At 63.3% G+C, this 20,131-nt stretch carries 16 protein-coding genes; 5 read left to right on the top strand and 11 right to left on the bottom strand.

Features of this window, described 5'->3' with window-relative positions; genetic code table 11:
* Both DT069_RS19150 and DT069_RS19145 read right to left on the bottom strand, forming a co-directional pair.
* On the bottom strand, positions 1–1,235 hold a 1,235-nt coding region (locus DT069_RS19150; protein ID WP_119461934.1), incomplete at its 3' end, for a tetratricopeptide repeat protein.
* Positions 1,236–1,313: 78 nt separating this feature from the next.
* Positions 1,314–2,114, bottom strand: coding sequence for a hypothetical protein (locus DT069_RS19145; RefSeq protein WP_119461933.1), 801 nt, complete (start codon positions 2,112–2,114; stop codon positions 1,314–1,316).
* 494 nt (positions 2,115–2,608) lie between these two features.
* On the opposite strand from DT069_RS19145, the gene DT069_RS19140 reads away from it, so the two are divergent.
* Positions 2,609–2,986 carry a hypothetical protein gene (locus DT069_RS19140; protein ID WP_119461932.1) on the top strand — a complete coding sequence of 126 codons (378 nt, stop codon included), beginning with the start codon at positions 2,609–2,611 and terminating at the stop codon, positions 2,984–2,986.
* 91 nt (positions 2,987–3,077) lie between these two features.
* Here DT069_RS19140 and DT069_RS19135 read toward each other — a convergent pair whose 3' ends face one another.
* On the bottom strand, positions 3,078–3,566 hold the full coding sequence (locus DT069_RS19135) for a copper chaperone PCu(A)C (RefSeq protein ID WP_119461931.1): 489 nt from the start codon (positions 3,564–3,566) through the stop codon (positions 3,078–3,080).
* A gap of 867 nt (positions 3,567–4,433) precedes the next feature.
* Here DT069_RS19135 and DT069_RS19130 point away from each other — a divergent pair.
* The 4 genes from DT069_RS19130 (at position 4,434) to DT069_RS19115 (ending at position 12,607) form a co-directional block, all read left to right on the top strand.
* The gene (locus DT069_RS19130) at positions 4,434–4,916 is read left to right on the top strand and encodes a cache domain-containing protein (RefSeq protein ID WP_162913293.1); all 483 of its coding nucleotides are present in this window, start codon (positions 4,434–4,436) and stop codon (positions 4,914–4,916) included.
* A gap of 110 nt (positions 4,917–5,026) precedes the next feature.
* Positions 5,027–6,724, top strand: coding sequence for a methyl-accepting chemotaxis protein (locus DT069_RS19125; RefSeq protein ID WP_425450373.1), 1,698 nt, complete (start codon positions 5,027–5,029; stop codon positions 6,722–6,724).
* A gap of 190 nt (positions 6,725–6,914) precedes the next feature.
* A complete protein-coding gene (locus DT069_RS19120) occupies positions 6,915–10,115 on the top strand; it encodes a PAS domain S-box protein (RefSeq protein ID WP_119461929.1) in 3,201 nt (1,066 codons plus the stop codon).
* A 302-nt stretch (positions 10,116–10,417) separates the two neighbouring features.
* Entirely contained in the window at positions 10,418–12,607 is a 2,190-nt protein-coding gene (locus DT069_RS19115) for a TonB-dependent receptor (RefSeq protein ID WP_119461928.1), read from the top strand.
* 137 nt (positions 12,608–12,744) lie between these two features.
* Here the strand turns inward: DT069_RS19115 and DT069_RS19110 are convergent, their stop codons facing one another.
* The 8 genes from DT069_RS19110 to DT069_RS19080 form a co-directional block, all read right to left on the bottom strand.
* Positions 12,745–13,020: an HU family DNA-binding protein gene (locus DT069_RS19110; protein WP_119461927.1), complete on the bottom strand. Its 276-nt coding sequence runs from the start codon at positions 13,018–13,020 to the stop codon at positions 12,745–12,747.
* 195 nt (positions 13,021–13,215) lie between these two features.
* The gene (locus DT069_RS25040) at positions 13,216–13,344 is read right to left on the bottom strand and encodes a hypothetical protein (RefSeq protein WP_425450372.1); all 129 of its coding nucleotides are present in this window, start codon (positions 13,342–13,344) and stop codon (positions 13,216–13,218) included.
* 36 nt (positions 13,345–13,380) lie between these two features.
* Positions 13,381–14,697 (bottom strand): c-type cytochrome, encoded by a 1,317-nt coding sequence (locus DT069_RS19105; protein ID WP_119461926.1) that lies wholly within the window; start codon positions 14,695–14,697, stop codon positions 13,381–13,383.
* 84 nt (positions 14,698–14,781) lie between these two features.
* A complete protein-coding gene (locus DT069_RS19100) occupies positions 14,782–15,141 on the bottom strand; it encodes a PepSY domain-containing protein (RefSeq protein ID WP_162913292.1) in 360 nt (119 codons plus the stop codon).
* A gap of 113 nt (positions 15,142–15,254) precedes the next feature.
* Positions 15,255–16,373: a formate dehydrogenase subunit gamma gene (locus DT069_RS19095; protein ID WP_119461924.1), complete on the bottom strand. Its 1,119-nt coding sequence runs from the start codon at positions 16,371–16,373 to the stop codon at positions 15,255–15,257.
* A gap of 17 nt (positions 16,374–16,390) precedes the next feature.
* A complete protein-coding gene (locus DT069_RS19090; RefSeq protein WP_162913291.1) occupies positions 16,391–16,585 on the bottom strand; it encodes a hypothetical protein in 195 nt (64 codons plus the stop codon).
* Positions 16,586–16,627: 42 nt separating this feature from the next.
* Positions 16,628–17,224 carry a formate dehydrogenase FDH3 subunit beta gene (gene fdh3B, locus DT069_RS19085; protein ID WP_119461922.1) on the bottom strand — a complete coding sequence of 199 codons (597 nt, stop codon included), beginning with the start codon at positions 17,222–17,224 and terminating at the stop codon, positions 16,628–16,630.
* 11 nt (positions 17,225–17,235) lie between these two features.
* Positions 17,236–20,115: a formate dehydrogenase subunit alpha gene (locus DT069_RS19080; protein ID WP_119461921.1), complete on the bottom strand. Its 2,880-nt coding sequence runs from the start codon at positions 20,113–20,115 to the stop codon at positions 17,236–17,238.
* Positions 20,116–20,131 lie beyond the last annotated feature (16 nt).

Below are 20,131 nucleotides of genomic sequence, written 5' to 3'. Positions count from 1 at the left end.
TCGGCGGCGATCCGCCGACGGTAGCTCGAGCCGTCGTCCTTGCCGTAGGAGTAGACGAACACCTCGAACCCGTCCCGGTCGTGCAGCCCGAACAGACCCTGAATCAGATGCGCCGTGGCATGATTATAGAAATCGCTCGACAGATAGCCGATCCGCAGCCGATCACGCGGATATCGAGTGAACGAAAACCCTAAGGACCGACGAAGCGGAGCCATCTTGCGCTCCGCCTCCTGCGCCCAGCTCCGGGCGATCGCGAGATGCTGCGCCTCCGAAAGCGGGCGCGAGAGTGCGCAGAAGGAGGTGAGCGCCGTCCGCTCTCCTGCGGCGAGCTGCCGATTGGTGATCTCCATCAGCCGCGCGAACTCCGCGTCGCGGTCCCGCCAATCGCAGAGAATTTCCTTGATGAAGCAGAGAGTGGCTAAGACCAGAGGATCGTCCGGCTTGACCGCGAGGATGCGCTCCAGACAGCCCCTCGCCTCCTCCAGCTTGCCTTGTTCCCGGAGAACATCCGCAAGAGCACTCAGCGCCTTGAGATGCATGGGGTCGATCGTGAGGGCGTGGCGGTACGCTCGCTCCGCCTTCGCGGGTTCTCCCCCGAGCTTCAACACATTGCCCAAATTATGAAACGCGTCGGCGTAGGTCGGATTGATCCGAATTGCCCGGTGCAACGCGGCGACCGCCTCGTGCAGGCGGTCGAGCGCCTTGAGCGACGTGCCGAGATTGTTGTGGGCCTCGGCATGATCCGGCTTGAGAGCCGTCGCCTGACTGTAGGCCTCCACCGCCTCATCGGTGCGGCCGAGCGCCTGCAGGACGATGCCGAGATGGTAGGCAGCCTCCGCATTCCCTGGCTGATGTATGATCGCCATGCGATAGGACTCGACGGCTTCTTCGAGACGCCCCATTTGGCGCAGGCAATCGCCGAGATCGAAATGGGCCGCGGCCAACGCCGGCTTGATCGCGATGGCATTGCGATAGGCGACCGCCGCCGCCGCATGCTTACCCTGCTGCCTCAACAGCCGACCGAGCTCGAAGTGAGGCCTCGCCTCTTCCGGATCGAGCGTCGCGATCTGCCGATAGATCGCCTCGGCCTCCGTCATCTTCCCGGACTTGGCTCGCGCATCGGCAACGGAGAACAGCATCTCGACATAAGTCGGAAACTGGGGGTCGGTCGTCGCAACCGCTCCGAGTTCCTCGTTCCGCGATATGAAGAACCGGTGATCCTGCTCTTGCCTCATCCAACGGGCCTCGCCATCACAATCGATCCTGTCTCACGCCCGGGCCGTCCTGCTTTTCGGTTCCGCCTGCCTCGGTGATCAGACGCTATAGCGGCCGCGAATCTCCTCCTCATTCACTTGAAGTGGGTCATAGCCGAGCGCTTCGGCGATCGCCATCACGCGGGGATGCTGGCTGATCGCCGCCACATTCAGATTGAGCTCCGTCTTGAAGCTGTAGGCGTCCTGCCGCCGGCCGCGCGCCTCATAGATCTCGTCACGATGCGGCAGCTCGAGGAAATCCAGCAGCCGGCCAAGCCCGTCGCCGTGAAACAGCTCCTCGCTGCGCAGCCGCAGCCATTGCACGTCGAGCGTCCGCTCGAGCCGCAATCCCAGCGAATTGATTTCAGTCCAGAAAAACAGGCATTTCTCGAACGGCTCCAGCTTCTCCCACTGCGAACGATACTCGACGAACCGGATGCCGACATCGAACGGAGTCAGCAGCGCCTTCTCCGTCAGCTGATCTGGCCGTGGCGGCAAGCAATAATATCGGTGCGAGACCATGGAACAGGCGGTGGGAACCGGATGCCGTGTAAGATGGACGATGCGAATGCGGCCATCGAAGCGATCGGCGAAATAGGCAAGCGCGCTGTAGCATTCCCAACCGCATTCGATATAGGGCCGAGTTGTAAGCTGCTGCTCGATCTTCTCAACATGCCCGAGGATCAACTGCGCATTGTCGGACTTGGCGGGATCCCGGACATGAAGGAGTTGCCGCGGCAAATAGCGGATATAGAGCGGCTCGTGGACGACGGTGAGGCGGTCGCCGAAGGTGGCATCGAGATGCTTCGCCAGCCACTGGGTACCGCATCGACCGGTGGACAGGATGAAATTCGCGAACATCGCCGTTTTCTCGACCGATCCCCTCGAATAGAAACAACAATAGCACGAGTCATTAGCTCCGGCGAAGCGAGAATGACTTGGCCCTCACCATCCTATTCGGAAGCGCCGAAACATCCGAAACGCGTATGACAAACTGAAGCGGGATAAGGAGCTTTCGAATGCTGAAGGCGGTGCGGCCTTGGAGGCAACGCCGCACCGCTCTCTAAGCGAAAGATCAACGACGATGATTCAATCTCTAGCATGCAGCACCTTTCCGGCCGCTCTCCTCGACATTAATCTTTCGTCATGTTTGGTCCGCCGGCCATATAGTGGTTGGCGATTGCAATTGCTTTTGCGGATGCGCCGCAATATGGTCATCGACGTGGGGCCGGTTCCGACTGACAAGATCACCTGAATGAATTCGGGAGGTCGCCATGACGAAGCCAAGCGCCGTGAAACCGTTAGCAGCCGGCAGCGGAAGCGCTCTTCTTGCGATTTTATTTGCCGCGACGGCAATGTCTGCGGATCTTAAGGTTCCGCCGCTCGACGCGGACAGCGTAACGCTCGAGATTCCGCCCGGACCGCTCGTATCCGACGAAGCGCTCGGGGCGATCACGGCCATACCGCCCTCGGTGGCGCTTATCGAACCCTATATCGAGGAAACGATGACGCCGGAGCAAAGGGCCAACAAGGCGAAGGTCGATGCCGCGACGGCAGGACCGCGGGCCGAGCTGACGACCGGCCTGCAGGGTGGCCTGTCCGGCCTTTCCCAGGATCTGTCAAACGCGCAGCCGCCGTCGCTCGCTCCGGGCATCACCGCCGCGGCTCCGCAGACCGCCATTCCGAGTATCGTCGATACCATCCTGCCATTCGTGCCTGCACCCTCATTCTGACGGCAATCAACCGGACGGCCAAAAGCGGCAGGATCTGCATCGAAGCCCTGCGGGTCCGAGTTCTGCTCGGACTCCGCCTTTCGGCTTCGCGTTAATGTGAATGCTCAGGTGAATGCCCAGGCACAGGCCCCATCGCACCCAGCGGTCGGACCACGACCTCGACGGTCACCGATCCGGCCTTCTCGAACGTCAAGGCGAGCGGAAAGCGACTCCCCTCCGTCAGCGGCTGCTTCAGACCATGCAGCATGATGTGCAGACCACCCGGCGCGAAGATCACGGGTGCGCCCGGCGCGACCTTGATCGCCTCCACGGATCGCATCTTCATCACGCCGTCTTCCGCTTCGCTCCTATGCAGTTCCGCGCGTTCGGCAACCGGGCTCGCGACCGCGATGAGCGTGTCGGCAGCGGCTCCGTGGTTCTCGACCTTCAGATAGGCCGCGCCCGGCATCGCCGGACTCGCAGTGGCCCGGGCCCAGGGGTCCTCGACGACCAGATCGCCGACGTGGGCCTCCTGTCCGATCACCTCGGCGGAAAATCCTAACGTCAAACTCAGCGCAAGTGCAGCAATTCGCGTCCGCATCCTCTCCCCCTCGCCGCGGCAGCCTGTTCAACGATGGCGGCAGGCCCTGGAGTCTGATCCGATCACACCGAACCGCTGTGATCGGTGAATCAGCCTCTAACCATTTAAGTAAGAGGGCGATTCACCGATCAGGTTGATCCAACCTGATCGGATCGCGCTCTAAAGGTTCCATCGCCGATATCGGGAAGCAACGACTGCAACCGTCACAGGAGGGAACCGGCCGGACCATAGGAGTCGGTAGCCGTCCGGTCAACGGCATGGGGGTGCGACAGATTGCTGCTTTAATCAGTCGGTGGCGGCCAGATCGGCTCGCCCGGCATCGGAGGGCGTGCAGGCTCGGCCGGAGTCGGCGGCCGTAACGGCTCGGGCGGGGTGGGCGGCCGCAACGGCTCGGGCGGGGTGGGCGGCCGTAGCGGTTCGCCGGGAGGATCGCCGGGGGGTTGTCCAGGCGAATCGGGAGGCGGCTCGCCAGACCTGACGTTCAATACAAACTCCTGCTGCGACAGACATCGCTGCATCATCGCGGGCGCTCCGCTTCTCCTATACCTCCCTGAAAAACGTGAGCCGCGCCCGAGAGTTCCCACGCCGTCCCTTCGGCCAAAACGCTTTGATCGAGGCGATACTGCTTCGAAGAGCGCTCAGCAGGGCCAGTCCACGCTATGCGTCAGCAGGAATGCGGAGTCGCGCCGCTGGCGATCCCCAACGCAAGGCACCGGAACCACGCCAAGCCGAACACCAAAAACTTAGAGACAAACTGTAGAAATTTGTTAGTCGCTCTTTAACAAGACAGGACATATTACATCCTGAGGGCCAGGGTTTTCCTGCCTATCGATGATTTTGCCGCTGAAATATTCTATGGGAAAAATCATGTTCATGCGACATCACAACAAGACGCTGTCCGGCGTGTCCGCCGCTTTCATGGCAGCGCTGCTCGTTTCCGCAATGGCCGTGCCGGCTGCCGCGAATAGCGCGGCGGAGGCGAAGGCTTTCGCCGAGAACGCCGTCGCACACATCAAGGCCGTCGGCAAGAAACAGGCGTTCGCCGATTTCAGTCGGAAGGACGGCGGGTTCGTCGATGGCGAGCTTTACATGTTCTGCTACGAGAAGGACGGCACCAACGTGGCTCATGGCGGCAATCCGGCCTTCGTCGGCAAGAACCTGCTCGACGTGAAGGATCCGGACGGCGTCCAGGTCAATGCCGAGATCATCAAGCTCGGCATGTCGCAGGGCACAGGCTGGCTCGACTTCAAATGGCCGAACCCAGTCAGCAAGAAGGTCGAGGCGAAGTCCGCCTACGTCATGAAGGTCGACGATAAGACGGTGTGCGGCTCCGGCTATTTTAAAGGCTGATGTCCGACGGCGCGGGACGGTTCCGGCGGAGGCCGGGGCCGTCTCCGACGTCGACAACCGATAACCGAACGGAACCTACCCTGCTTATGCGCCAAAAGGCGGTCCGCCCCATGCAAAAATTCAATGATCTCCGTCTCTCGATCAAAGTCCTGATCGCTCCGGGCGTTGTCCTGCTCGCGCTGCTCCTGATGGCGATCCTGGCGACCTTCAACGCCAACGAACAGCAGACTGCGACCCAACGGTTGGACAATCACGTCTTCGAGCCGCTGCGCGATGCGATGGAACTGAAGGACGCCACGACACTGTTCCATGCCCGCCTGTTCGCCCTCATCTCCACGGCGGCGAATGAAACCGACAAGGAAAGGCTTGCGGTGGAGGCTGCCGCGCTTACTCCCCTGCTCGAGCAGAATCAGGCCATGCTAGAGGAGTTGACAGGAGCCCTGTCGAACGACCCCACGGGGCAGGAGCGGGTCGCGGCGGCGGAAACCACGTTCAAGGCCTATTCCGAAGGCGCCGCGGAGACGATCGAGATGGCGCAGCTGGACGCCGCCTATGGCGTCATGATGATGGGGGATACCAACAAGCAGTTCGAAATCCTGCGAGCGCAGTTCGAAGCCCTGAGCGACGGGTTGCAGGAACGTCGGACAAGCATCGTCGCGGACATGCTGGCGGGCATGGCAACGGCACGCAACACTCTCGTGATCCTCGTCATCGGAGCCGCGCTGCTTTCCATTCTCTCGGCAGTCATGGTCGGCCGGGCGATTTCGCAGCCGGTCGTGCGTCTGACCCGGATCATGACCACACTCGCCGGCGGCGATTCGTCGGTGGACGTGCCCGATCGCGCGCGGCGCGACGAGATCGGCGAGATGGCGCAGGCGGTGCAGATCTTCAAGGAAAACGGCATCCAGCGGGAGCAACTCGAGGCGCAGCAGGCCCAAGAGCGGATCAGCAAGGAAAGACGGGCGCAGGTGATGGACGAGCTGACCCGGGCCTTCGAGGCGAAGGTCGGCGATTTGGTCGGCTCACTCTCATCGGCGGCAACGGAAATGCAGGCGACTGCACGGTCGATGACGGCAACGGCAGATCAGACGAATCAGCAATCGGTTTCCGTGGCCGCGGCCGCCGAAGAGGCTTCCGTCAATGTGCAAACGGTTGCAACGGCGGCTGAGGAACTGTCGTCCTCCATCTCCGAGATCGGTCGCCAAGTGTCGCAATCCGCCCGAATCGCCGGGCAGGCGGTGGAGGATGCGCGGCGTACGAATGGCACCGTTCAGGTCCTGGCGGAGGGGGCCCAGAAGATCGGCGAGGTTGTGAATCTCATTCAGGACATCGCGAACCAGACCAATCTCCTTGCGCTCAACGCGACGATCGAGGCCGCACGGGCCGGCGAAACCGGGAAAGGCTTCGCCGTGGTCGCATCCGAAGTGAAGACGCTGGCCAATCAGACATCCAAGGCCACGGAGGAGATCGCCGGGCAGATCTCGCAGATCCAGGATGCGACGAAGCAGGCCGTCGAAGCCATTCGGGGAATCGGAGAAACGATCGGCGAGATCAGCGAGATCGCGGCCGCGATCGCCTCGGCGGTCGAAGAGCAGGGTGCCGCAACGCAGGAGATCGCCCGCAACGTGCAGCAGGCCGCGGCCGGCACCGAGGAAGTCTCGAGCAACATCGCCGGTGTCAAGCAAGCCGCAACCGATACCGGGGCAGCGGCGAGTCAGGTGCTCGGCGCGGCCGGTGAACTGTCCCGCCACGCCGAGGATATGACCGCTCAGGTGACCGAATTCCTCTCGGCCGTCAAGACCGCCTAGACCCCGATGTTCCAAATGATCAGATGCCTTACTTGACGCCCCATCCGCCCTCTTTGCTTGAGGAGACCTGCGATCTGCAGTCGGCGGGTCACGCTCCCGACCATCCGCCGTTCCGGCCTACTCGCGGCGAGAGAAGCAATGCCATGCGGGAAAGTGCCACGGTGCGGCGAAAGCGTAGACAGGGAATGGCATGGACGATGCCGATGCCGAGCGCCGCCGCCTGATCAGACTCAAATCCTACGAGATTCTCGATACCGGGCCCGAGCCGGCCTTCGACGCAGCCACGCGTTTTGCCGCGCAGATGTTCCAGGCGCCAATCGCGCTCGTCAACTTCATCGATGACCGGCGCTGTTGGTCGAAATCGCGCCTAGGCGTCGAGATTGCCGAGTCGCCGCGACAGGGCTCTTTCTGCGACCATGCCATCCGCGGACCGGGTGTGCTGATCGTGCCGGATGCCGGCAAGGATGCCCGGTTCGCCGACAGCCCGCTCGTAAGGGCGGCGTCCGGCATCCGGTTCTATGCCGGAGCCCCGCTGCACACCGATGACGGACTCGCGATCGGCACGATCTGTATCATGGATCGGGGACCGCGCAAGCCGCTGACACTCGCGGATGAAACCGGACTGACGGCGCTGGCCGCGCTGGTGATGAGCGAGCTGGAGAAGCGTCAGACAAAGGCTTTGGCGACGAGATCCGCGACCAAGCTCGGCCGCCTCGCCGGTACGGCAACCCGGATCAACAGCGCCACCTCGGTCGATGAAGCGCTCAGACAGGTGACCGAGGGAGCGCGCGCCCTCATCGGCGCGCATCATGCGTTCATCAGCGTGACGCCCGGCGATCAGCCCGTGCCGCCGGCTCCCGCGATCCAGGCGGCGCCGGAGGGACATCCGGAATGGAATGGCTTGGGCAGCAACCAGCCACCGCCGACGCGAGGCTTGCTGGCGGCACCATTGATCAACCGGGACGGAAAGAGTCTCGGCCTGATCCAACTCTCCGACAGATATGAGGACGGCTTCAGCGCCGAGGATGAAGCCATTCTCGTTCAACTCGCGCAGATGGCTGCCGTCGCGGTGGAGAATATGCGCCTCCTCGAAGCGGCCCGGGCAGCCGAGCGGCGCTTCCAGGCCTTTGCCGAGATCGCTTCCGATTGGCTGTGGGAGATGGACGAGCAATTCCGCTTCACCTATTTCTCCAACCCGCGTCCGGGGACGTTCGCGGACCCGGTGAGGAACGAGGAGCCAGCGATCGGACAAACACGCTGGGACTATGCGGCAGCCGACACTGACAACCCCAAGTGGCGCCAGCACATAGAGGATCTGGAGGCCCATCGGCCATTCCGGAACTTCGAGTATGCGTTCACCGACGAAACCGGCCGACTCCGCCACTATCGCGCCAGCGGGCGTCCCCTCTTCGATTCCGAGGGCCGGTTTCGCGGCTATCGGGGAACCGGAACGGACCTGACCGCACAGCGCGAGGCGGAGGCCGCGATCCGGGAAGGGGCGGAGCGGTTCCGGCGCATCGTCGAGACGGCGCATGAGGGCGTATGGGTCCTCGATGCCGATGCGCGAACGACCTATGTGAACCGGCACATGACCGAAATGCTCGGCTTCGGGATCCACGAGATGTTCGGTCGGCCGATGTTCGATTTCATGGACGAATCGGTGCGCCAGGACGCTCGCCGTCACTGGACTAGGCGTCAGCAAGGCATCTCCGAACAATTCGAGCGCCGGTTCAAGCGGAAGGACGGCTCCGACCTTTGGACCATCGTCAGCGTCAGCCCGAGCTATGACGAGAGCGGCCAGTTCGCCGGCACCCTCGGCATGGTCGCCGATATCACCGAGCGCAAACGGGCGGAGGAACGGCTGTCGCGGAGCGAACGGCAGCTTCGGCACGCCCAGGCCATCGCCAAGATCGGCCATTGGACGTGGAAGCCGGAAAGCGCGTCGTCGTGGCGCGACGGTACTTACGACTATTCGCCCGCGGCGGCGGCGATCTTCGGCGTCGATCCTTCGGAGCTGGCGATCCCGAACGCCGATTATCTCGAACGGTTCGTCCATCCGGCCGACCGCCAACGCCTGAATAAGCATCTTGAGGAGGCGCTCGACGGCAAGACGGACAGTTGGTCGCTCGAATATCAGATCGCTCGCGCCGACGGGGCGATTCGCATTGTGCGCGACGTTGCCGAGCTGGTGCGGCGCGAGGACGGCACGGTCCATTACTGGATGGGCACCCTTCAGGACATCACGGAACTGAAAGAAGCCGAACGGGCCCTGCGCGAACGCGACAAGCGGCTGAATGCAGCGCTTCTCGCCTCCTCCACCGGCACCTATAGCTGGGACGTCCGAACGGATGCCCTGGAGATCGACGAAAGCCTGGAGCGCCTGCTCGGAGCGGCGCCAGGCGAGATCACCAGCTTCGCGCAGTATCTCGGACGCGTCCATCCCGACGATCGCGCAGCCGTTGCTCAGGAGACCCGGCGCTGCGCGCATGAGGCCGTCGACTTGGCGATGGATTACCGCATCGTCCGTGCGGACGGCGCCGTTCGCTGGCTGGCGGAACGCGGAAAGCTGTTCGAGGACGATACCGGTCAGCCGGTCAGCATGACCGGCGCCATGACCGACATCACGGACCGCAAGCTGGCGGAGGCCGCCCTGCGAGAGACGAAGGTGCAGGCCGAGCTCGCCAACCGGACCAAGTCCGAATTTCTTGCCAATATGAGCCACGAGCTGCGCACGCCGCTCAACGCGATCATTGGCTTCTCGGAATTGCTGACGAGCGGCAAGTTCGGCGAGATGTCCGAGAAGCAGCGAAGCTATGTGCGCGACATTCATGCTTCGGGCCGGCACCTGCTTCAGGTCGTCAACGACATTCTCGATCTGTCCAAGGTGGAGATGGGGCGTATCGAGCTCTCGCTCGAGGTGGTCGACCTGCCGCAGGCAATCGACGCCTGCGTCGCCTTGGTCCGCAGCCGTGCACAGGACAAGGGCGTCACGCTCCTCGTCGACCTGCCCACCGACCTGCCGCCATTGCAAGCGGACGAGACGCGGTTGAAGCAGATCGTGCTCAATCTGCTATCGAACGCGGTCAAGTTCACGCCGGCCGGCGGGACTGTGCACATTGCCGTGACGTCCGATGGGCGGGCCATGCGCATCCGGATCGCCGATACCGGAGTCGGAATGAGGGCGGACGAGATCGACCTCGCGCTCCAGCCCTTTCGCCAAACCGACAATTCGCTCGCGCGGAAATATGAGGGGACCGGCCTGGGGCTTCCGCTCGCAAAGACCTTGAGCGAACTGCATGGTGGCCGCCTGGAGATTGAAAGCACCCCGGACGTCGGAACGATGGTCACCGTGACGCTCCCCTGCAAGCCGAACATGTCCGACCGGCCCTGACTCCGGCGTGACGCTTTCAGCGCTTAGGAGGAAGCCAAGCACTGGGCATCGCAGGTTGAGGCATATCCCAACGCGCCTAACGTCGCTTGCGCATAGCTGGGCCGCAGACCGCCGGCGAGTTCCCCCGATCCACCCCTAAGTCCCCTCGATTGAGCGCTCGGCCGCAGCGTGGCGCTAGTGGACCACCTTTTTCGGAGCATCGGACATGGACAACAGCGCCACGATCTGTTACTGCGACTGCGAACCATTCGCACAACTATTCGCGTGGGCACGTTGCGATCTCAGTCAGGGGGCAAAACGGGATGAATCAGACTCTTGGAAAGGCGGTGGCCCGGCGGGCTGCCGTTCTGTTGGCGACAACCTCGCTCGTTGTGCTGGGTTCGACCGGGGCCACGCATGGACAAGCGGAACCCACGGACGATGTGCTTCAGCTCGACCCGGTCGTCGTTTCGGCAACCCGCAGCATCGAGACGACCGCCTCGATTCCCGGCGCGGTCACCGTGATCACGCGTCAGGATATTGAAGAGCAATCACAAGTGACGGAGAGCCTCAGCGAGATGCTCGGGCAACTCGTGCCTGGCTTGGCGACGAGCAGCGAAACCAATACCATTTTCGGCCAGACGCTGCGCGGTCGGACCGTGCTAGTGCTGATCGACGGTGTGCCGCAGAACACCAACCGCGATGTCTCGCGCGACCTCACGACGATCAATGCCGCGGCGGTCGAGCGGATCGAGGTCATCCGCGGCGCAACGGCAATATACGGCAACGGCGCCGCGGGCGGCGTCATCAACATCATCACCCGCAAGCCGGACAGTGACGAGCCTCGTTTCACGACCGAGTTCGGCGGCCGCACGTCGCTGAGCAATCCGGACAGAGACGGTCTGGGCGGCTATATCGAGCAGAATATCGCCGGGCGCCAAGGCCGGGTCGACTACCTGCTCAACCTGTCGGCCGAGACCACGGGCGCGTTCTACGACGCCGACGGAGATCGGATTCCACCGGAGCTGAGCCAGGGCGATTTCTCCGATACCGACGAGTTCAACATTCTTGGGAAGACCGGCTTCGATGTCGGCGACCAGCGCCTGGAAGCCACGGTCAACTACTTCGATGCCGAACAGAACACCGATTTCGTCTCCGACCCGTCCGTCAATGCCCTGCCGGATGGCGCGACCAAGGCCCGGGCGCTCAAAGGGCTGGCCCTGGAGGATCAGCCAGAAACCCGCAACCTGCTGTTGAACCTGGGTTACAGCCATGCGGACGTACTCGGCAGCCGGCTGCACGGACAGATCTACTACCGCGATTATTTTACTCGCTTCTTCCCTTTCGATGGTCGTGCTTTCGGCATTTGGAACAACATCGCGCAGACCCGCCTGGAATCCGAGGCGGCGGGCGGACGCCTCAATATCGAGACGCCGGTTTCCATGCTGGACGATGAGGACCTGACCGTCCTGTGGGGCGTTGACTACGAGCACGAGGTCAGCGAGCAGCCGGCCGCCATCTTCGATCCGACGGCGTTCGACGGAAGCGGCGGCTTGATCTTCGAGCAGACCGACGACCGCACATTCGTTCCACCGATCACGCATGACAGCGTGGGTCTGTTCGCGCAGCTCGAATGGGCACTCGGCGGGCGTTGGGTGCTCCGCACCGGCCTTCGGCATGAACGCATCCGCGCCGAAGTCGATGACTTCGTGACCTTGGGCCAAGGTAACGCCATCGAGGGCGGCTCGGTCGATTACTCGGACACCGTCTACAATGCCGGGGCGGTGTTCTACGCGACTGAGGCTATCGATCTCTACGCCAATTTCTCACAGGGGTTTTCTCTGCCGGATCTCGGTCTTGGGTTGCGGGGCGCACCGACCGGCTTTTCCATTGCAGACTCGCTCCTGGAGCCGGTCAAGGTCGATGAATACGAGGTCGGCGTGCGCGGCACCTGGACGGCGATCCAGGCTTCGCTGGCCGGCTTCTACAATGAGTCCGATCTAGGTGTAAGCTCGGCGGGCTTCACGACGACCATGGTCCGAGCACCAGAGCGTGTCTACGGCGTGGAGGCCACGCTCGATGCGCAATTGAGCGATCAATGGCAGGTCGGCGGCACGTTCACCTGGACTGAGGGCGAGAGCGATCCGGACCTGGATGACGATTTCACACCGCTCAACGGCTTCCGGATTCCGCCGGTCAAGGTGACCAGCTATGTCGAGTACGACCCGCGGCCATGGTGGCGCAACCGGCTTCAGCTGCTCTATTCAGGAGAGCGCGACCGGGCGGCCGAAGCCGGCGTCGGATTCGGCGGTCAGCCGGTCGACGACTTCGCGGTCGTCGACCTGATCAGCGCCTTCGATGTCGGCCCAGGTACGCTCAGGCTCGGCGTCGAGAACCTGTTCAACACCCAGTACCACACGCCCTTTTCGCAACTTCTGCGGAGCGGCAACAACAGCAGCCGCTTGGCAGCGCAGGGAACGGTGTTGAGCGCATCCTATCGTTTTACCTGGTAGAACGGGCCGCCGACCAGATCCCGGAAGCGAGCGGCGAGCCCTTCGGCGGGGCGGCCGCAACAGGATCGGAACCGGGACATGAGGATCGTCGACGGGTCAGACCCTGCTGCCGAAACGCTAACGAGCCGCTAAAGGCCTCAGCGCTTGTTGAGCTTGTCCTTGATCGGCTTGGCAAGCCGGAAGCGGACATTCTTGCTGGCCTTGATCTTGATGGATTCGCCGGTCTTCGGATTGCGGCCCGTTCGGGCCGGGCGCTTGTTCATCGAGAAGGTGCCAATCGCCGTCCGCACCGTATCGCCCTTGGCGAGGGCCGCGCCGATGTTCTCGGTGACGGCGTCGAGGGCGAGCTTGGAGTCCTTCGCCGTCCAACCGGTCTTCTTGGAAATCTTCTCGATCAGTTCTTTTTGATTCATCGACTCTACTCAAATGGAAGAGGGCTGCTCCGTCGAGCAGGGCGAGTTCTAGCGCAACCGCGAATCCTGCGGAAGGGGATATCGCCTGACCTCTGCGGGACGGATGCTGCAATACCACATCCGCCCGCCCCCTCCCGGGCCGTTGTCCGAACATCGGCCAAGGCCATGGCAACCCGCTTGAACCCCGACCAAGAGTCACAGACGAACGCTGTCGTGCGACGACTGATAGATTTCGGCCGTACTCCAGTCGAGAGACGTCAGAATGAGCGCCGCGACCACGGCAATCGCGACCGTAACAGCGATGCTGCTCAAGAATGCCTTCATCTTCCCCCCCTCCTTCATCACCCGAAGCCCGACGCCTCAGTCCTCGGCGTTCGGCTCGGTCACGCGCTTAAGATACCGGATCAGATCCGCCCGGTCATGCGGATCGGGCATTCGCTGCAGCGGCATTTTCGATCCCGGCGTCAGCACGTCCGGCCCAACCTCGAACAGCTTATCGACAGTCTCCTCGGTCCAGACCACGCCGCTCTCGCGCAGGGCGTCCGAATAGGGATAGCCGGGCAAGGCACCGGCACGCCGGCCGAACAGGCTGTACAGCGTCGGCCCGGCCTTGTTTCCGTCGTCCGCGGTGACGCTGTGGCAAGCGACGCATTTTCGGAACACGCGGGCCCCGCGGCCCGCATTGCTCGTATCTCCGCTCGGATTTCCGGCCGCCGCGACTGCGTCATTACCGGCAACACCGATCTCGCCATCCGCCGCTATGTCCCAGACGCGCACCGTATCGCCCGCGGCCGACAGGAGCGTCTTTCCATCCGGCGCGAATGCGATCGCCCAGATCGGGCCGGTCCGTAGTTCGACCCCGCCGACCGTCCGCTGTTCCGCCAGCTCCCAGACCCGAAGCCTGCCATCGATTCCGCCGGATGCCACTCGCCGGCCGTCCGCCGATGCCGCGATGGAGAGCACCGGCCCTTCATGCCCGACCATCTCGGCAATCTCGCGGCCCGCCTCGACGTCCCACAGCCGGACCGACTCGTCGATCGACACGGAGACGACGGAACTGCTTCCCGGAACCGCCGCCAGCATGTTCACGCTGAAATCATGCCCGGTAATGACTTTCCGCTCGGTGCCTTCCGCCACGTCCCACACGCGGATCACGCCGTCATAGTCACCGCTGATCAGACGCGTGCCGTCCGCGGAGAAGGTCACGGCGTTGACATTATTGGCATGGCCCTCGAGGACCAGAAGCGCGCGGCGGGCGACAAGATCCCAGATGCGCACGGTGCGGTCCCAGCCGGCAGAGGCGGCAAGCCGGCCGTCGGGCGAAACGGCGACCGCTGCGACTTTTCCCTCATGGCCGCGGAAGCGATCCGTCAGCCGCGTCTCCTCGAGATCCCACAGGCCCACGGTGCCGTCGTCGCTGCCAGTCACCGCATGCCGGCCGTCCGGGAGAAACGTGACCGCGTTCACCGGCGCATCGTGGCCGAGGAGACGAGCGAGCGGGCGCTGGCTCTCCAGGTCCCACAGGATCAGGCTGTAGTCGAAGCTTGCCGTGAGCACGCGCCGACCGTCCGGCGACACGGCGATCCCCTTCACGGCGCCACCGTGGCCGGCAAGCTCTGCCTTGACCGGAGCGGCAGCGAGAAGCAGCACGAGAAGCGATAGAAGGCGCAGGCGCATGATCTTTGGACGCAGTTACAGAAGACAAACGCGACCGCCGCCCTACCGTTCCGGCCGTGGAAATTTCACTGAGTACAGCGCCGCTCAATCCGTCAGGCTTCGCTGCCGCATCGTGGGGCCCGTGCCTTCAACGCCGGTTTCATACGTCGCGCCGCCCGGATGGTCATAGCCGGAGGCGCCATGCCGGAAGGTGGGAATCAGCGCGCCCGTTGCGGCATCGACCAGCAACGTGCTCACCTGAAATGCCGCGTTCGAGTTTCCGTCGGGATTCATCACAGTTACCGCATAGGCCGCGCGGCCATCCACCTTCGCATCGCGCAGGCGAAGCACCTCGACACCATAGGTCTCAGCAACCTTTGCGGCGATCTCATCCCGCGACAGCCGCTCCGCAGCGTGCGCGGCCGATACAAGACTTGATGCAAGGGTCAGGACAATAACCGCCATCGCGGTCGGTCCTGCCAATCCGGCTCCGGTCGGCCGTGCCAATCGCGACAAGGGTCCAAACGCCCCGAGCATCGGTCCGCCGGTCCCGCGCATCTCCGCCGGTTCCTATCCCGTCAGTCGTCGCCACCTGCGGCGCGGGCCGGGGGAGACGGCTGGGAGGAGGGTTTCCGCTCGAGCTCATCAACCCACAGGCTGTGATGCTCGCGCGCCCAATTCTCGTCGACCATGCCGCTGCCCATGGCATCGAATGCGCCCTCCATGCCGATCGTCCCGATATAGATGTGGGCGATGATCACGGCGATCAGCAGCAGGCCGATGATCCCATGCCAGATATGGGAGAGCTGCATCTCCTGCATCGGCGTGAGGTTGGCTGGCAGGTCGAAGCCGAATAGGTTGAAGAAGGCGAAGGTCTTCGAGAACATCGAGAACTCGAAGGGGAACAGCAGCGCGATACCGGACAAGCTGACGGACAGCCCACCGAGAATGACGAGCCAGAACACGATCTTCTGGCCGGCATTGAACCGCTTGGCCGGAGGATGAACGCCCTTGCGGAACATGCCGCCGCCCGCCGCCACCCATTTCGCGTCGGTGCGGTCGGGAATGTTGTCACGAATCCAGAGGACGAAGATCAGTACCAGCCCCGCCATGAAGGCAAAGGCAAGATAATTGTGCGCGTATTTCCCGGCCAGGGTGATCGCGGAGAAGATCTCCGGCCCAAGCAGCGGCAGAACGACATAGCGCCCATAGAGCATGTTGAGCCCGGTGAGGGCCAGGACGACGAACGACCCGGCAGTCAGCCAATGGGCGAAGCGTTCGATGAAGTTGAACCGCTCGACCACGCGCCCGCTGCGACCATGCTCGATCCGAATCCGCCCGCGCAATGCGAAGAAAAGCGCGAGCAGCGCGATGATGCCGAGCATCGCCCAGACACCGTAAACCGACAGGGGGCCGTTGCGGATGGACCGCCAGTTCTCGCCCTCCGACTGGACCAGAACCCCGGCCTGCTCATTCGGAATCGATACCGTGCCCTGCTCGCCCTGACGAATGGCGCGCCAGATGTCCGCATCGCTATTGCCGCCGAGCGTATTGCCCGGGACCTGCCCCTCCTGCTGCGCCAATGCCGGGTTGGCGAAGTCCAAGGAGCCAGCGACCGCCGCAACCACCAGGCAAGCGAGCGCGAAGATCGTCAGGGCCGTGGCGAGGCCGGCCGCAAACCGTCGGTTCTTCTGCATGACAGGATTTCCCGTGCTTACATCACTTGACCGGAAGCGCGTTGACGGAGGGCTTTGACCTGCTCCTCCGTCAGCGGCTCATCGGACTTTCCAAGATAGGTCCCCTTGTCGAAATACAGGACACGATCCTGCTCTTCCTTCCGACAGCCTTGAAGCGCCGCACCGGCGACCAGGGCACACAGGCCGACCAGAAGCGACCGTCTTTCGACCACCCACACCTCCTTCATGCTCCGCAAGACCGACGAGGATCGACCTCAGCCGCCGGCCTTTATTTCATAGGCGGTGCCCCAGCCCCACGCGCCCGAACCGAAGCCCCGCGCCACCACACGCTCGCGATAGATGTCCGAAACGACGTCTCCATCGCCGGCGAGCAGCGCCTTGGTCGAGCACATCTCGGCGCAAAGCGGCAGCTTGCCCTCGGCCAGCCGGTTGCGGCCGTACTTCTGGAACTCCGCCTCGCTGTTGGCCTCCTCGGGACCGCCGGCACAGAAGGTGCACTTGTCCATTTTGCCGCGGCTGCCGAAATTGCCGGCCTGTGGGTATTGCGGCGCCCCGAAGGGACAGGCGTAGAAACAATAGCCGCAGCCGATGCACAGGTCCTTGGAATGCAGCACCACGCCTTCCGCCGTCTGATAGAAGCAGTCGACCGGGCAGACGGCCATACAGGGCGCGTCGGAGCAGTGCATGCAGGCGACCGAGATCGACCGTTCGCCGGGTTTGCCGTCGTTGATCGTAACGACGCGGCGGCGGTTCACGCCCCAGGGAACCTCATGCTCGTTCTTGCAAGCGGTGACGCAGGCGTTGCACTCGATGCAGCGCTCGGCGTCGCAAAGAAACTTCATCCGTGCCATGGCTCGACTCCTCAGGCCGGTTCGATGCGACAAAGGGTGGTCTTCGACTCCTGCATCTGCGTGACGGAGTCGTAGCCGTAAGTGGTGACCGTGTTCACCGCCTCGCCGAGCACGTACGGATCGGCGCCTTCAGGATATTTGGACCGCAGATCTTTGCCCTGGAAATGGCCGCCGAAATGGAACGGCATGAACGCCACGCCACGGCCGACCCGTTCGGTCACCATCGCCATGACCCGTGCCCTGGCACCTTCCGGCCCATACACCCAGACCATGCTGCCGTCCTTGATTCCGTTCGAGTTGGCGTCGAACGGGTTGATCTCGACGAACATATCCTGCTGAAGTTCGGCCAGCCACGGATTCGAGCGGGTCTCGTCGCCGCCGCCCTCATATTCGACCAACCGGCCGGAGGTGAGGATGATCGGAAAGTCCTTCGCGAAATCCTTCTCCTGGATGGACTTGTAGAGGGTCGGCACACGCCACGATTTCGTGTCGTCGTAGGTCGGGTAATCCGCCACGAGATCGCGTCGCGGCGTATACAAGGGCTCGCGATGGATCGGGACCGGATCGGGGAAGTTCCACACCACGGTCCGGGCCTTGGCATTTCCGAAGGGCGCGCAGCCATGCATGATTGCCACCCGCTGGATGCCGCCCGAAAGATCGGTCTTCCAGTTCACTGCAGCCACTTTGTTGCCGCCGACCTTCCGAATGACCTCCATCTCCTCGGGCGTGAGGTCCTTGTCCCAGCCGAGCTTCTGGAGCATCGCCATCGTGAACTCGGGATAGCCGTCCTCGATCTCGGACCCCTGAGCGTAGGAGCCTTCGGCAAGCAGGTTCTCGCCGTCCCGCTCGACACCGAAACGGGCGCGGAAGGTAAGGCCGCCCTTCGCCACCGGCTGCGATGGATCGTACAGGATGGGGGTGCCCGGATGCTTCATCTCCGGCGTGCCCCAGCACGGCCACGGCATGCCGTAGATATCTCCGTCGCACGGCCCTCCGACCGCCCGCAGCGTCGTCGGGTCGAAGGTATGCTGATTTGCCATATGCAGCTTGATGCGTTCCGGCGACTGGCCGGTATAGCCGATCGTCCAGGTGCCGCGGTTGAACTCGCGAGTAATGTCCTCGATCGAGGGCTCGGTGCCATTGACCGGGATGTGCTTGAACATCTCGTCGGCGAAGCCGAATTTCTGGGCGAAGAGATAAAGGATCTCATGATCCGTCTTGGCCTCGAAGATCGGATCGAAGACCTTATCCCGCCACTGGAGCGAGCGGTTGGACGCCGTCACCGAGCCGGAAGTCTCGAACTGCGTCGCCGCTGGCAAGAGGTAGGTGTTGTCCTTGCGGTCGTGCAGCACTGCCGACACCGTCGGATAGGGATCGATGACGACCAGCAGGTCAAGCTGCTCCATCGCCTTCTTCAGGTCCGGCTGACGTGTCTGCGAGTTCGGCGCATGGCCCATATAGACCATGGCGTGAAGGGTGTCCGGCTGATCGAGATTCTCCTTCGCCTCGAGCACCCCGTCGAACCAGCGCGATTCGGGAATGCCCTTCGTCTCCATCAGCTCCTTGGAGGTGAAACGGCTCAGCAGGTAGTCGTGATCGACGTCCCAGACGCGCGCCCAGTGCTTCCAGGCCCCTTCGGCGACGCCGTAATAGCCTGGCAGGCTGTCGGGTATCGGGCCGAGATCGGTCGCCCCCTGCACATTGTCATGTCCGCGGAAGATGTTGGTGCCGCCACCGGCAACGCCGACATTGCCCAGCGCGAGCTGAAGCGCGCAGTAGGCACGAATGTTGTTGTTGGCCGAGTGATGCTGCGTGGCGCCCATGCACCACACCAGCGTGCCAGGGCGGTTGTTGGCCATCGTCCGCGCCACGCGCTCGAGCTGCGATCCCGGGACGCCGCTGACGCGCTCGACCTCCTCGGGAGTCCACTTCGCCACCTCGGCCCGGATCTCGTCCATGCCCCAGACGCGCTGGCGGATATATTCCTTGTCTTCCCAGCCATTCTCGAAGATGTGCCAGAGAATGCCCCAGATCACCGGCACGTCGGTGCCCGACCGGAACCGGACATACTCGTCGGCGTGGGCGGCGGTGCGGGTGAAGCGCGGATCGCAGACGATTAGCGGCGCGTTGTTCTGCTCCTTCGCCTTCAGGATGTGGAACATCGCGACCGGATGAGCTTCGGCGGCGTTGCTGCCGATGAAGAACATCGACCGCGAATTGTGCATGTCGTTGTAGCTGTTGGTCATGGCGCCGTACCCCCAGGTATTGGCGACGCCGGCGACCGTAGTGGAATGACAGATGCGGGCCTGGTTATCGGTGTTGTTCGTGCCCCAGAACGCCGTGAACTTGCGATACAGGTAGGCGCCTTCGTTGCTGTGCTTGGAGCCACCCATCCAGTAGACCGAATCCGGGCCATTCTTCTCGCGGATCTCTAGCAGCTTGTCGCCGATCTCCTGGATCGCCTGCTCCCACGAGATCCGCTGATATTTTCCGTCGACCATCTTCATCGGGTACTTCAACCGGCGCTCGCCATGGGCGTGCTCACGCACCGAGGCGCCCTTGGCGCAGTGCGCCCCGAGGTTGAACGGGCTGTCGAAGCCCGGCTCCTGCCCGATCCAGACACCGTTCTGGACTTCGGCGATCACGGTGCAGCCGACGGAGCAATGGGTGCAGACCGATTTGATCTGCTTGATGTCGCCGCCCGCCGCCGTTTGCGCCGACGCGCTCTTCACCATCCCGGCGCCGAGGGTCGATGCGGCGGCAAGGCCGCCCGCCGCGAGCCCGGATCGTCGGAAGAAGGTCCGCCGGTCGATCGTGCCGCCGGTGAGCCCCGCGACCGTCCGCGACAGCCTCGGACCGCTCGCAACGCCATTGGTTCGCTTCCTAAGCATTGCCTTCTCCTGCCTT

It is taken from the genome of Virgifigura deserti (assembly GCA_003576685.1).
In the GTDB taxonomy this organism is placed as follows: domain Bacteria; phylum Pseudomonadota; class Alphaproteobacteria; order Dongiales; family Dongiaceae; genus Virgifigura; species Virgifigura deserti.
The sequence above is the reverse complement of the archived record's forward strand: the minus strand, read 5'-3'. Positions and strand labels throughout refer to the sequence as shown.

Bases quoted from the DNA above. Each gene is read 5' to 3' on its own strand.
- DT069_RS19145 (WP_119461933.1), bottom strand. From the start codon at position 2,114: ATGTTCGCGAATTTCATCCTGTCCACCGGTCGATGCGGTACCCAGTGG.
- DT069_RS19140 (WP_119461932.1), top strand. From the start codon at position 2,609: ATGTCTGCGGATCTTAAGGTTCCGCCGCTCGACGCGGACAGCGTAACG.
- DT069_RS19135 (WP_119461931.1), bottom strand. From the start codon at position 3,566: ATGCGGACGCGAATTGCTGCACTTGCGCTGAGTTTGACGTTAGGATTT.
- DT069_RS19130 (WP_162913293.1), top strand. From the start codon at position 4,434: ATGTTCATGCGACATCACAACAAGACGCTGTCCGGCGTGTCCGCCGCT.
- DT069_RS19125 (WP_425450373.1), top strand. From the start codon at position 5,027: ATGCAAAAATTCAATGATCTCCGTCTCTCGATCAAAGTCCTGATCGCT.
- DT069_RS19120 (WP_119461929.1), top strand. From the start codon at position 6,915: ATGGACGATGCCGATGCCGAGCGCCGCCGCCTGATCAGACTCAAATCC.
- DT069_RS19115 (WP_119461928.1), top strand. From the start codon at position 10,418: ATGAATCAGACTCTTGGAAAGGCGGTGGCCCGGCGGGCTGCCGTTCTG.
- DT069_RS19110 (WP_119461927.1), bottom strand. From the start codon at position 13,020: ATGAATCAAAAAGAACTGATCGAGAAGATTTCCAAGAAGACCGGTTGG.
- DT069_RS25040 (WP_425450372.1), bottom strand. From the start codon at position 13,344: ATGAAGGCATTCTTGAGCAGCATCGCTGTTACGGTCGCGATTGCCGTG.
- DT069_RS19105 (WP_119461926.1), bottom strand. From the start codon at position 14,697: ATGCGCCTGCGCCTTCTATCGCTTCTCGTGCTGCTTCTCGCTGCCGCT.
- DT069_RS19100 (WP_162913292.1), bottom strand. From the start codon at position 15,141: ATGGCGGTTATTGTCCTGACCCTTGCATCAAGTCTTGTATCGGCCGCG.
- DT069_RS19095 (WP_119461924.1), bottom strand. From the start codon at position 16,373: ATGCAGAAGAACCGACGGTTTGCGGCCGGCCTCGCCACGGCCCTGACG.
- fdh3B (WP_119461922.1), bottom strand. From the start codon at position 17,224: ATGGCACGGATGAAGTTTCTTTGCGACGCCGAGCGCTGCATCGAGTGC.
- DT069_RS19080 (WP_119461921.1), bottom strand. From the start codon at position 20,115: ATGCTTAGGAAGCGAACCAATGGCGTTGCGAGCGGTCCGAGGCTGTCG.